Below are 12,554 nucleotides of genomic sequence, written 5' to 3'. Positions count from 1 at the left end.
GCGCTGAAAGGCAGGGAGCGCAGTCCACGCCGGGTGTGCCATGCGTCACGCGGGTGTGGGCGAACCGCCGCGCGGGTGTGCAGTCGGTTCAGCGCACAGACCGGCCTTGGTCCAGGTGCTACAAGGCCGTGTGTCGGACCAGCGTTTGACTCAGGTCAGTGCTGGCGGCACGGTGCTTTGAAATACTGGAAATGTTCGCCTGCCCCATCTATGGTGGCGGTGCTGTTCGATCCCTCACCCTGTTCGTGCCCATGCCCACCCCAGCTCCTGACAGTGAACCGGTCTTCGTGGCCCGTGGCCTCACCAAGGTCTATGGCGAAGGCGCGACCGCGGTGCACGCCCTGCGCGGCGTGGACCTGGACGTGGTGCGGGGCGAATTCGTGGTGCTGCTGGGGGCCTCGGGCAGTGGCAAGTCCACCCTGCTCAACATCCTGGGCGGGCTGGACACGGCCACCAGCGGCTCCGCGCAGTGGACCCACGCGGGCGAGGTGCACGAGCTCACCGGCGCCGACGACGCGGAGCTCACGCGCTACCGGCGCGAGCACGTGGGCTTCGTGTTCCAGTTCTACAACCTCATCCCCAGCCTCACCGCGCGGGAGAACGTGGCGCTGGTGACCGACCTCGCCGACGATCCGATGCGCCCCGAAGACGCGCTGGCGCTGGTGGGCCTGGGCGAGCGCCAGGACCACTTCGTGGCGCAGCTCTCGGGCGGCGAGCAGCAGCGCGTGGCCATCGCGCGGGCCATCGCCAAACGGCCCGCCGTGCTGCTGTGCGACGAGCCCACCGGCGCGCTCGACTGCGCCACCGGCGTGATGGTGCTGCAGGCCATCGAGCAGGTGAACCGAGAACTCGGCACCACCACCATCGTGATCACGCACAACGCGCCCATCGCCGAGATCGCCGACCGCGTGCTGCGCCTGGCCGACGGGCGCATCGTCGAGACCCGCGCCAACCCCCAGAAGGCGGCAGCGTCCACGCTGCGCTGGTGAGGCCACGATGAAGGCGATCCACATCAAGCTCTGGCGCGACCTCACGCGGCTGCGCGCGCAGGTCGCCACCATCGCGATGGTCGTGGCCATCGGCGTGGCCGGTTTCGTGGGCATGTTCTCGGTGCACGAATCGCTCAAAGGTTCGCGCGACGCCTTTTACCTCGACAACCGGCTCGCCGACGTGTTCGTCAGCGTCAAGCGCGCGCCGGTGCACCTGCGCGAGCGCCTGGCCGCTTTGCCCGGCGTGGCCGAGGTGAAGCTCGACGTGGTGTTCGACGCGCAGATCGACCTGCCCGGTGTGCTGCCGCCCGTGACGGGGCGTTTCATCGGGCTCGACCTTTCGCGCGTGCACGCAGGCCGCCAGGGCCTGAACGCGCTCACGCTCAAACGCGGGCGCTGGCCCGAGCGCGACGGCGCGCTCGAAGCCCTGGTGAGCGACCGCTTTGCCGCCGCGCGCGGCCTGAACCCCGGCGACACGGTGCACGCCATCTTGAACGGCAAGCGCGAGGCCGTGCACCTGGTGGGCACGGCGGCCTCGCCCGAGTACGTGTTTGCTTCTCAGGGCGGGGCGCCCGACGACACCTCGTTCGGCATCTGGTGGATCGACGGCGCGCGCATGACGCAGGCCTTCGACATGCAGGGCGCGTTCAACCAGGCGGCGTTGCGGCTCGATGCCGGTGCCACGGTGGCACCGGTGCTGGCCCAGGTGGACCGGCTGCTCGAAGCATATGGCGCCATCGGTTCGGTGGGGCGCGACAAGCAGCTCTCGGCCAAGATCGTCAACGACGAACTGGCCTCGCTCAAGGTCATGGGCACGGTGCTGCCGGCCATCTTTCTGGCCGTGGCCATGTTCATCCTCAACGTGGTGCTGAGTCGGCAGGTGGCCACGCAGCGCAGCCAGATCGCCGCACTCAAGGCGCTGGGCTACGGCGACGGCGCGATCGCGTGGCACTACATCGAGCTCGCGCTGGCCATCGCCGGGCTGGGCCTGCTGGTGGGGCTGGGCTTTAGCGAGGCCATCGGGCGCGGCATGCTGCTGCTCTACGACGAGGTGTTCCGCTTCAACGGGCTGCGCTACGTGACCACCGTCTGGCTCGTGGTGGCCTCGGTGCTGATCGCCTGTGCCGCCGCAGCCGCCGGCGCCTGGACCGCGATCCGCGCGGTGGTGCGCCTGAGCCCGGCGCAGGCCATGCAGCCGCCGTCGCCACCGAGCTACCAGCGCACGCTGGCCGAGCGCCTGGGCCTCGGGCGCTGGGTCAGCACCGGCGCGATGATGGTGATCCGCAACGTCGAGCGCCGCCCGCTGCGTGCGGCCTTCACCGTGACCGGTATTGCGCTCGCGGTGGCGCTGCAGATCTCGGGCGCGTTCTGGCTCGACGCCATCGCCCACATCGTCGACGTGCAGTTCCGCCAGGTGCAGCAGGGCGACGTGCTGGTGAACTTCCGCCGCCCGGTGCCGCTGGGCGTGGTGCAGGAGCTGCAGCGCCTGCCCGGCGTGATCGACGCCGAGCCGTACCGCACCGAGCCCGTGCGCGTGAGCTTCGGTGGACGCACCGAAGACACGGCGCTGCTCGGGTTCCGCGGCGACGCGAAGCTCATGCGCGTGGTCGACGAACAGCGCGGCGCGGTGGCGCTGCCCGCGCACGGCGTGGTGCTGAGCGCGCTGCTCGCCCAGGCGCTGGGCGCGCGCGTGGGCGACCGCGTCGAGCTCGCGTTCCGGCTCTGGAGCCAGACGCGGGTGCAGGTCACGGTGGTGGACGTGGTGCACACCCTGTTCGGCAAACAGCTCTACATGAACCTCGACGCCATGAACCGCCTGGCGCGCGACGGCGACGGCGTGGCCGACGCGGCGCTGCAGGTCGATCCGCTCGCCATGGACGCCTTCTGGGGCGCGGTGAAGGCCGCGCCCATGATCAATTCGGTGTTCGACAAGGCCGGCACCATGGCCGCCTTCGACAAGACCACCTCGCGCAACATGGGCATCTTCAGCGGCATCCTCACGCTGTTTGCGGTGGCGATGGCGGTGGGCATCATCTACAACGCGGCGCGCATCTCACTCTCCGAGCGCGCCTGGGAGCTGGCGAGCCTGCGCGTGTTGGGCATGACACGGGCCGAGGTCTCGGTGCTGCTGCTGGCCGAGCTGGGCGCCGAGCTGCTGCTGGCGCTGCCCGTGGGCGGGCTCGCGGGCTGGGGGCTGGCCACGCTGATGATGCAGCTGATGTCGTCGGACAGCATCGACTTCCCCGTCGTCATCGAACCATCCACCTACGCCTCGGCCGCCCTCATCGTGCTCGCCGCCGGCGTGGCCAGCGCCTTGCTGGTGCGGCGAAAAATTGACCAACTGGACCTGGTGTCCGTATTGAAGGTGCGCGAATGAACGACAAGACCCACACGTCAAAGAAGTCCCGCCGCTGGCTGTGGCTGGGCCTGGGGGCCGTGGCCGCGGTGGGCCTGGTGGTTGCGGTGTACCGGCCGCGCCCGCTGCTGGTGGAGGTGGCCACGGTCGCCACCGGCACGTTTGAGCAGGCCATCGAAGAAGACGGGCAACTGCGGCTGAAACACCGCTACGAGATCACCGCGCCCACGGCGGCGCAGCTGCTGCGACCCACGCTGAAGGTGGGCGACGCGGTGAAGGCCGGCGACGTGGTGGCCACCCTGCAGCCAGTGGCGCCGCAGCTGATCGACGCACGCACGCGCAGCGTGTTGCAGCAGCGCGTGGGCAGCGCCGAGGCCACGCGCAGCGCCGCCGCCGCGCAGGTGCAGCGCGCGCAGACCGCGCTGTCGTTGGCCACGCTCGAAGCCGAGCGCGCCAACCGGCTCGCCAAAGAGCAGTTCATCGCACCCTCCGCGCGCGACCAGGCCGACCTCGCCCGGCAGGCCGCGCAGCAGGCCCTGACCGCCGCGCGCGCCGAGCAGACCCGGGCCGACTTTTCGCTGGCCGAGGCCCGCGCGGGGCTCAGCCTCGCTGCCCCAGCCGCGGCGGGCCAGACCACCGGCCTGTGGCAGATCAAGAGCCCGGTGAACGGCCAGGTGCTCAAGCTGCACCTGGAGAGCGAAGGCCCGGTCACGGCGGCCGCGCCGCTCATGGTGATCGGTGACACGGCCGACATGGAGGCGGTGATCGACGTGCTCTCGGGCGAGGTGCGGCGGGTGCGGTCCGGCGCGGCCGTGGCGCTGTCCACCGGCAGTGGTGCGCCGGCCCTGTCGGGCCAGGTGCTGCGCGTGGAGCCCATGGCGTTCACCAAGGTGTCGGCGCTCGGCATCGAAGAGCAGCGGGTGAACGTGGTCGTGGCGCTGGCGCCGTCGGCGGGCGATGCGACGCGGCTGGGCGACGGCTTTCGCGTCGATGCGCGCATCACCGTGTCGTCGCAGGCCGACGCCTTGCTCGTACCGAGCGCGGCGATGGTGCGCGACGGCGAACGCTGGCGCGTGTTCGTGATCGAGGCCGGCAAGGCGCGTGCGCGCAACGTGCAGATCAGCGACCGCAATGCCGACATGGCCTGGGTGAAAGAGGGCGTGAAGGCCGGCGAGACGGTGGTGCTTTACCCGGGCAGTGTGATGACCGAGGGTCAACCGGTGAAGGTCAGGTAAGCCACAAGACCTGTCTGACTTGGGCGATGGAGGTGCCAACGACAGCACAGCTCAAACCGCAGCGGTGCACCTCGGTTGGCTGCAAGCGCGTGGTGCAGATCGCCGGGGACGAGTTCATTGGCCGATTGCTGCAACACGTGCTGCCTGGTGGGTTCAGGCGCATCCGCCACTACGGGCTGCTGGCGCCGGCAACCAAGACCAGCCGAATGGAACAGGCGCGGACACTACTGAACATGCCACAGCCGCAGCGCCAGGCCACCGAAGATGCGCAGGCCTTCGTGCGCCGCGTGGCGGCACTGGAGATCAACACCTGCCCCCATTGCCGCGGTGGGCGACTGTGTCTGGTGCAACTGTTGCCGCCGCAGGCAGGGACCGCGCCGCACCGTGCCGCTGTCTGTCGAGGGCCACCATGAGCGCGGAGAGGCTCCAAGCACTGATGAAGGGCCGGAAGTCACCGCGCGGCGCTGACGCTGGGCCATCGTGCGCACTGGTGGGTGTGAACCTGTGGGCGCACACGATCAGGGCCGTCCAAGCCTCCTGGTCATGCTCACGCGAACCTCCAGGCGGGCGCACCTGCGTGGTGGACAACACACTACGGGCCCGTCAGTTGGCCTCTGCCATTGCCGGAATCGGCGGTTGAAACTTACACTGCCCATTCAGAGAAGAAGAAAACCACGCCGCGATCTCGCGCGGTTCAGTTCAACAAGGTTTATCGGCCGCAAAGGGAGTCCTATGCTTGCTTCTCACGTCGTTTCGCGGCTGATAGACGCTGTTCGTTAGGCGTCATGAACACTGCTGTCTCACCGAAACTGCTGCTTGTTGATGAGCCGTCGTACACCTTCGGCTCGCAAGACAACGCCCACTCCTATAGCGCCGAGTTCAATCTGGCCAAAGAGTCGCATCCGACATCGATTCACGGCCTATTCCTTGATGGCATGCCACACCTTGTCATTGGGGCCGCCGGCGGATGTAGTGGCGTTCACACGCACTCGCTTTCGGTAGTCGCAGCGCGGGCCTACGTCGCTGTGGGAGATCAAGTCGTATGCCTCCGTTCGGACACGCTCGAAGTCCTGTGGTCGCGGGCCGTCGACGATGCCACGTGCTTCGGAGTCCACTTCAGCGAAGAACATCAGGCCCTCATCTCTCACGGAGAACTCTCCATCGCCCGGCTCACATCCGAGGGGCAGATTGCATGGCAGAGCTACGGTGCTGACATCTTCAGCGGCAGCTTCTCGCTTCGCCCGGACGCCGTCTTGGCAACTGACTTTGAAGGTCGCGTGTATCGCTTCAACTACGCAGATGGCCGCGAAGCCGCGATCTGATCCGTTTGTTGGACAGGCCCGGTGAGGATGCGATGGGGGGATGTGTGGGGGGTGTGCCGCTGTAGATTGATCCGAGAGATCGGAGGCGGCGGGTGGCCGCTGGCGGGCCACAGGGGGTGTTGGGTTCAGCCTGTCAGTGGCACGAGATGCGTTGCCAGATGAACCACCCCGAATGCTGGACGAGCGATGCCCGCGACAGGCCTGCGCGGGGTGCGCCAGGCTCAAGCCGTGCGGGGGCCAGTGCGGTGCGGGCCGTTTCAGTGTCTTGTGTCCTCCAACGAGTCTGGGTGGGCACCCGATGCGAGAGCTGCAGCAAGTGCAAGGTCCGTCGGCTGTTGTGGTGCAGGAAGCCGAAGTTCCTCGCCCGCTGCAGCCCTTTGGGCAAGACGTGTTGCAGCAGCCACAGGAAGTCGGCTCCGGGCAGGGTGCGGGTGGCGGGCTTGTCGCTCTTGGCATCCCGGTACCGGAAGCTGACCAGGCCGTCCTGGCAGCGCAGGATGTCGTTCTCCGAGATCACACCCCGGTACAGGTAGCGCCCCAGGTAGCGCAGCGCGGCCTGCCCATCGCCCACGGCCTTGCAGTCCACCACCCATGGCTCAGGCAAGACGGCGGGCAGGCTCAGCCCGGCATCGTGCAACGTGGCCTTGAACTTGCCCGCAAACACCTTGGCCAGCGCCTTGTCGTTGAAGAGGTATCCCCCGCGTGCGGCTTGCAGTCAATCACTTCCTCGGATGATCCCGGGTGCAGCGCCGTATTCAGGTGGGGTACACCGTCATACCGCCACATGACCTGACTTTGCCGTTTGGCAACGCTGTGCGCAGGCCCGAGGATCTTCGTTGTGACGTCGCCAACGTCAAGCCACGGGACCGTCCCACGCCACTTGCCACTTCCGCTCGTTGCCCGTGCCCTGGGCGGGATCGCAAGCACCTCTGTCCACCGTGCTCGATTCAAAGGTGCGGAAGCGCACAGACGCTTCGTGGCACGGGCTTTACTGTGAAGGCATGGGCGATGGACAGATCGCTCAACCGCCATCCGGCGTTGCCCCTGGCCGCGCTGCCCGATCCCTTCTTCACAGAAAGCCCACTTTGAAACTCACACAACGCTTCTCTTTCCTGCTGCTCGCGGTCGCCGCCTTCACCTTCATCGGCGGCTGCGCTTCCTCCGCCAACAAGGAAAGCACCGGCCAGTACGTGGACGACACGGCGATCACCGCCAAGGTGAAGGCCGCGATCTTCAAGGAAGACACGCTGAAGTCGGCCGAGATCAATGTGGAAACCTTCAAGGGCGCGGTGCAGCTCAGCGGTTTTGTGGGCACCCAGTCCGACATCGATCGCGCGATCCAGGTCACGCAAGCCGTGGGCGGTGTTCGCACCGTCAAGAACGACATGCGCCTGAAGTGATCGCACTTCCGCTCGCTCGTCGCCACCCAACCCCCATTTCAAAGGCATTCCCATGAACACCTCCAACGACAATTTCAAACACCTGGGCGAGGACGCCTCCACGCTGGCCAGTGCCGTCGCCCAAGGAACCGAACATGCCGTGCGTTCCGCCCAGGAAGGCTTGGCCGTCGCCCGCAACCAATCGAGCGCCGCGCTCAAGCAATTCGCCCAACACACCGAAGCGCTCGCGCACGACGGCATGGAGGCGGTCCGCGAAGGCGCGCACCAGTTGCGCGAAAAGTCGATGCACGTCAAAGACGCCACCACCACCTACATCCAGCACGAGCCGGTCAAGTCCGTGCTGATCGCCGCCGCCGTGGGCGCCACGCTCATGGCCCTGGTGGCCTTGTTCAGCCGGCACAGCGGCAACGGCCGCTGACCCACCGTGATCCACCCTGTGTTTCGCCTCGCCGCTGCGCAGCCCCTGTGGCTGGCGGAGCATGCGGCGGCCTACGCCAGCCTCGTGTCCGAGGCGTTGCAGCAGGGCGGTGAACGCCTGCAGCAGCGCCTGGTCCTGCAGCTGGCGGGGGCGGCTTGCCTGGTGGTGGCTTTCACGCTGTTGGGCGTGGCGGTGCTGTTGTGGGCCTCGTTTCCCGACGCCGGCACGCGGTCGCCCTGGCTGTTCTGGTTGACGCCGGTCGTGCCTGCCGCGCTGGGCGTGTGGGCCTTGCGCGCGGCGCAAGGACGCGCCCCGGAAGAGGTGTTTGAGCGCCTGCGCGGGCAGTTGGACCAGGACCTCGCCATGCTTCGCACGCCGACGGCACCATGAACCCCTCTCAATCCGCTTCTTCCTCAGCGCCAAGGCCATCGGTGGAAAGCCCGGCCAGTGTGCGACTGAGAGACAACCGCCGTCGCATGGCCGCCTGGCTGGCAGCGGACCAAGCCAAACGGGCGGCCCGGCCCTCGCTGGGTCTGTGGGCCATGAACACGCTCTTGCCTTTGATCAATGGCGTGCGTGAGCACCCCTCGGCCTCGCTGGCTTTGGGCGCCCTCGCCAAGGGCTTGCTGGGAGCAAAACACAAAGGGCAGACGTCCGTGCTCGTTCAGGCCGCGCCTGTGGTGGGCGGGGGGCTGGCCCTGGTCCGTCGCCACCCCAAGACCATGGCCTTCGCCGTGGCCGCAGCGTGCGCGGTCTGGCTGTGGAGCCGCTCACGCTCCCGTCCTCCCCCACCTTGAAACCAGGAGCCACCACCGTGATCTACACCATCGCCGTCGTGTTGCTTGTTCTCTGGCTGCTGGGGCTGGTCACCGCGACCACCCTGGGCGGCTACATCCATGCCCTGCTGGTGATTGCCGTCGTCATCGTGTTGCTGCGGGTGATCACCGGGCGCAGCGTTTAAGCCTTCGCTGCCGCTATGTGCTTCAGCGCACAGAGCGATCAGCGGTGTTCTGTCATGGTGCACGATGGTCGCCCAATGTGTGGCGTACACGAAAGCACAGATGTCAGAGACAAGCCCACGCGCCGAAGCGCCCGAAACGGGCCAGAGCAAAGCGCTGCTGAAGGCAGGCGCGCTGCAGAACGCCATTCTCAACAGTGCCAATTTTTCGATCATCGCGACCGACGACAAGGGCATCATCCAGCTCTTCAACGTGGGGGCCGAGTTCATGCTCGGCTACCGCGCCGACGAGGTGATCAACCGCGTGCGCCCGAGCGACATGCACGACCCGATGGAGGTGCGTGCGCGCGCCATGGCCCTGAGCCTGGAGCTGGACACGCCGATCGCACCGGGCTTCGAGGCCCTGGCGTTCAAGGCCTCGCGCGGCATCGAAGACATCTACGAGCTCACCTACATCTGCAAGGACGGCAGCCGCTTTCCGGCCATCGTGTCCATCACCGCGCTGCGCGACGACTACGGTGACCTCATCGGCTACCTGCTGATCGGCACCGACAACTCGGTGCGCAAGCGGGTGGAGCAGCAGCTCAACGAAGCCGTGGCGGCGGCCGAAAAGGCCAACCGCGCCAAGACCGACTTCATCTCCAGCATGAGCCACGAGCTGCGCACGCCGCTCAACGCCATCCTGGGGTTTGCGCAGCTGGTGGAGTCGGGCACGCCCGAGCCCACACCCACGCAGAAACGCAGCATCGACCAGATCCTGAAGGCCGGCTGGTACCTGCTGGAGCTGATCAATGAGATCCTCGACCTCGCGCTCATCGAGAGCGGCATGCTCTCGTTGTCGGGCGAACCGGTCGCGCTCACCGAGGTGCTGGCCGAGTGCCGCGCCATGGTCGAGCAGCAGGCGCAGCAGCGCGGCATCGGCATGGTGTTTGCGCGGCTGGAGCTGCCGCGCTATGTGAGGGCCGACCGCACCCGGCTCAAGCAGGTGCTGATCAACCTGCTGTTCAACGCCATCAAATACAACCAGCCCGGCGGCCATGTGACGGTGGCCTGCACGCTGCGCCCACCCGGCGCGGTGCGCATCAGCGTGCGCGACACCGGCCCGGGTCTGGAGCCCGCCCAGCTGGCCCAGCTGTTCCAGCCTTTCAACCGGCTGGGCCAGGAGTCCGGTGGCGAAGAGGGCACCGGCATCGGCCTGGTGGTGACGCAGCGGCTGGTGCACCTGATGGGTGGCGAAATCGGTGTGGACAGCACACCCGGCGTGGGCAGCGTGTTCTGGGTCGAGATGGCGCTGACCGAAGCGCCGCAGGCGGTGGTGCTGGGCGACGCGCTCCCCACCGACGCACCGCGCCCCGAAGCGCATCCCGGCACGCCACGGCACACCCTGCTGTACGTGGAAGACAACCCCGCCAACCTGGAGCTGGTCGAGCAGATCGTCGCCCGGCGCACCGACATGCGCCTGCTCGGCGCGGCCGACGCCAGCCTGGGCATCGAGTTCGCCCGCGTGTACCAGCCTGAGGTGATCCTGATGGACATCAACCTGCCCGGCATCAGTGGCATTGATGCCATGAAGATCCTGCGCGCCGACCCGGTCACCGCGCACATTCCCGTCATCGCGCTGAGCGCCAACGCCGTGCCGCGCGACATCCAGCGCGGCCTGGACGCGGGCTTCTTCAACTACCTCACCAAACCCATCAAGGTCAATCAGCTCATGGACGCGCTGGACGCGGCCTTGCGGGTGGCCGAAACCACCAGCGGCCCCGCCGCACACCAGGAGCCCGCATGAACCTCACCCCTCTGGAGCGGCTCAATGCCCGCATCCTGATCGTGGACGACCAGGCGGCCAATGTGAGCCTGCTCGAAACCATGTTGCAAGAAGTGGGCTACACCCAGGTGTCCAGCACCACGGACCCCCGCACGGTCTGCGCCATGCACCGCAAGGCGCCGTTCGACCTCATCCTGCTCGACCTGCAGATGCCGGGCATGGACGGCTTCCAGGTGATGGAGGGCCTCAAGGCCAGCACCGCCGAAGACGACTACCTGCCGGTGCTGGTGATCACCGCCCAGCCAGGCCACAAGCTGCGCGCGCTGCAGGCCGGCGCCAAGGACTTCGTCAGCAAACCGTTTGACCTGGTCGAGGTCAAGGCGCGCATCCACAACCTGATCGAGGTGCGTCTGTTGCACAAGCAGCTCTCACGCCACAACCAACGCCTGGAGCAACTGGTGCTGGAGCGCACCGCCGAGCTGCGCGAAAGCGAAGCACGCTACCGCGCCCTGACCGAACTGGCGACCGACTGGTACTGGGAACAAGACAGCGAAGGCCGCTTCACCAAGGTGTCGGGCCCGGTGCTGGAGATGCTGGGCCTGCAGGTGGACACCTTGAACGGCGACGGTGACCAAGGCTCACCCACCAGCGATGGCTGGAACGAGGCCGAACGCCAGACGCTGCAAGCCCGCATCACGGCGCGCGCCCCGTTCCTGGACATGGTGCTCAGCCGGGCCCTGCCCAACGGCACGACCCGGCAGTACCGCGTGAGCGGCACCCCCATGTTCAACGCCAGCTGCACGCTCGTCGGCTACCGGGGGTTCGGCGTGGAGATCGTCGGTTCAAAAAACTGAATCCGCACGGAGCGAGATGCCCCACCCCAGGGCGCCGCCGGGCCGGCTTCGCCGGACGGCCAGTGCCGCCCCCTTGGTGCGCGCGGTCTTCCCGGAGCGAAGTGTCTCCCGCAGGATGCGGTGGAACCGGCTCCGCCGGGCCACTCGCATCGCCCCCTGGGGGGTAGCGCGAAGCGCTGCGGGGGGAGCCTATTCCCGAGGTTCACCGTTGTCATTCACCGTGATGCTGCGGCCCGGGGGGGAGCTCATCTGCACGTGGTGGATGACACCCCTGAACTCGTAGCTCACGTCCCAGTACGCGGGTTCGCTGCTGGCGGCGGTGTTGCTGCAGCGTTGCACGTCGCGCGTGGGGGCCACCGGGTTGCCGTAGCGGTCTCTGCCCACGTTGGAGCCGATGTAGGCGCCGGCCACCGCGCCGCCGGCCGTGGCGATGTCCTGGCCCCGGCCGCCGCCGATCTGATGGCCGAGGATGCCGCCGATCACACCGCCAACGATGGCGCCGCCCACATTGGGTTGCTGGCGTTGCGGTGCCACCGCTTCGCGCTCGATCCAGCAGCGCTGTCCTGGCTGGCTCATGACCGCGCGAACCGAGGTCACGTCGACTTCATACAGCCGTTCCCGGTCGCGGCGCCGGTAGTCGGGCCGTGGCTGGGGCTGGCTGGGGGTGGTGTAGACGGGGCTCTGTGACACCGGTTGGTCGTACACCGGGTAGGGGGCACAGGCTGCCAGGGTGAGCACGGCCAGGGCCGTGGCGGCGAGGGCGGCCGGGCTGCGAAACGTGAGGGGGAAAGTGGTGTTCATGAGGGTCTCCTGTGTGGAATGTGTCTGACGGTAGGCGCTTGTGGCATGCCGGGTCTGTTCGAAGGCGCACAGACCACGCGCTCAGGCCGCCGTACAACCTTCCTACCGCACCGATTTCTCCTCTCACCAAAGGTCTCCACCATGTCCAACACCTCTTCTCTCGAACCTCACTGGGACACCGCTTCGATGGGCCTGCCGGCGGACATTTCTTCCACCGAGCGTTCGGCGCTCAGCGAGCACCTGAGCCTGTGCTGCGCCCAGCGCGGCCCGCTGCAAAGCCTGCGGGTCGGGGCCAGTGAAATGGGCGGCGTGCTCGCCGGCCGGGTGGTCACTTCGTTGCTGGTCATCGTGCTGCTGGTCGGCGGCTCATGGCTGATGCTGTAAGTGGCAGACGCACGCTGGTCGGCCCAATGGAGCTGGGTACCGAAGCGGCTTGAACGCACACTCGACCCCGGG

Annotated in this window: 14 protein-coding genes and 1 pseudogene; 13 read left to right on the top strand and 2 right to left on the bottom strand. The window is 67.6% G+C overall.

Annotated elements, in window-relative coordinates; translation table 11 throughout:
* Nucleotides 1-251 precede the first annotated feature (251 nt).
* From B0E41_RS20705 to B0E41_RS20685, 5 genes and pseudogenes are all read left to right on the top strand, one after another.
* Complete coding sequence (locus B0E41_RS20705; protein WP_143433937.1) at nt 252-989, top strand: ABC transporter ATP-binding protein; 738 nt, start codon at nt 252-254, stop codon at nt 987-989.
* Between the two features lie 7 nt (nt 990-996).
* Complete coding sequence (locus tag B0E41_RS20700; RefSeq protein WP_077333995.1) at nt 997-3,366, top strand: ABC transporter permease; 2,370 nt, start codon at nt 997-999, stop codon at nt 3,364-3,366.
* Nucleotides 3,363-4,580 (top strand): HlyD family efflux transporter periplasmic adaptor subunit, encoded by a 1,218-nt coding sequence (locus B0E41_RS20695; protein WP_077333993.1) that lies wholly within the window; start codon nt 3,363-3,365, stop codon nt 4,578-4,580. Before B0E41_RS20700 ends, B0E41_RS20695 begins: the two co-directional genes overlap by 4 nt.
* Before the next feature lie 86 nt (nt 4,581-4,666).
* Nucleotides 4,667-4,765: pseudogene (locus B0E41_RS27630) on the top strand (transposase); the annotation flags it as partial.
* A gap of 600 nt (nt 4,766-5,365) precedes the next feature.
* A complete protein-coding gene (locus B0E41_RS20685) occupies nt 5,366-5,902 on the top strand; it encodes a hypothetical protein (protein WP_077333989.1) in 537 nt (178 codons plus the stop codon).
* A 133-nt stretch (nt 5,903-6,035) separates the two neighbouring features.
* Here the strand turns inward: B0E41_RS20685 and B0E41_RS20680 are convergent, their stop codons facing one another.
* Nucleotides 6,036-6,617 (bottom strand): transposase, encoded by a 582-nt coding sequence (locus B0E41_RS20680; RefSeq protein ID WP_077333987.1) that lies wholly within the window; start codon nt 6,615-6,617, stop codon nt 6,036-6,038.
* Between the two features lie 370 nt (nt 6,618-6,987).
* Between B0E41_RS20680 and B0E41_RS20675 the strand changes: the two genes are divergently transcribed.
* The 7 genes from B0E41_RS20675 to B0E41_RS20650 all read left to right on the top strand — a co-directional run bounded on the left by B0E41_RS20675 (nt 6,988) and on the right by B0E41_RS20650 (nt 11,297).
* Nucleotides 6,988-7,302, top strand: a complete 315-nt coding sequence (locus B0E41_RS20675) for a BON domain-containing protein (protein WP_253195057.1) — start codon at nt 6,988-6,990, stop codon at nt 7,300-7,302.
* Between the two features lie 52 nt (nt 7,303-7,354).
* On the top strand, nt 7,355-7,720 hold the full coding sequence (locus tag B0E41_RS20670; RefSeq protein WP_077333983.1) for a hypothetical protein: 366 nt from the start codon (nt 7,355-7,357) through the stop codon (nt 7,718-7,720).
* Between the two features lie 6 nt (nt 7,721-7,726).
* Nucleotides 7,727-8,110, top strand: coding sequence for a hypothetical protein (locus B0E41_RS20665; RefSeq protein ID WP_077333981.1), 384 nt, complete (start codon nt 7,727-7,729; stop codon nt 8,108-8,110).
* Nucleotides 8,111-8,196: 86 nt separating this feature from the next.
* Nucleotides 8,197-8,517, top strand: coding sequence for a hypothetical protein (locus B0E41_RS20660; protein WP_077333979.1), 321 nt, complete (start codon nt 8,197-8,199; stop codon nt 8,515-8,517).
* Between the two features lie 17 nt (nt 8,518-8,534).
* Nucleotides 8,535-8,681: a lmo0937 family membrane protein gene (locus B0E41_RS26785; protein WP_143433935.1), complete on the top strand. Its 147-nt coding sequence runs from the start codon at nt 8,535-8,537 to the stop codon at nt 8,679-8,681.
* 100 nt (nt 8,682-8,781) lie between these two features.
* On the top strand, nt 8,782-10,464 hold the full coding sequence (locus B0E41_RS20655) for an ATP-binding protein (protein ID WP_216350794.1): 1,683 nt from the start codon (nt 8,782-8,784) through the stop codon (nt 10,462-10,464).
* Nucleotides 10,461-11,297: a response regulator gene (locus tag B0E41_RS20650; RefSeq protein ID WP_077333975.1), complete on the top strand. Its 837-nt coding sequence runs from the start codon at nt 10,461-10,463 to the stop codon at nt 11,295-11,297. The genes B0E41_RS20655 and B0E41_RS20650 overlap by 4 nt, the downstream gene beginning before the upstream one ends.
* Before the next feature lie 189 nt (nt 11,298-11,486).
* Here B0E41_RS20650 and B0E41_RS27625 read toward each other — a convergent pair whose 3' ends face one another.
* A complete protein-coding gene (locus B0E41_RS27625; protein ID WP_077333973.1) occupies nt 11,487-12,098 on the bottom strand; it encodes a glycine zipper 2TM domain-containing protein in 612 nt (203 codons plus the stop codon).
* A gap of 141 nt (nt 12,099-12,239) precedes the next feature.
* On the opposite strand from B0E41_RS27625, the gene B0E41_RS20640 reads away from it, so the two are divergent.
* Nucleotides 12,240-12,482 (top strand): hypothetical protein, encoded by a 243-nt coding sequence (locus tag B0E41_RS20640; protein ID WP_143433934.1) that lies wholly within the window; start codon nt 12,240-12,242, stop codon nt 12,480-12,482.
* Nucleotides 12,483-12,554 lie beyond the last annotated feature (72 nt).

The organism is Hydrogenophaga sp. A37 (assembly GCF_002001205.1).
Taxonomy (GTDB): Bacteria; Pseudomonadota; Gammaproteobacteria; order Burkholderiales; family Burkholderiaceae_C; genus Hydrogenophaga.
This window is presented reverse-complemented; position numbering and strand designations above follow the sequence as displayed.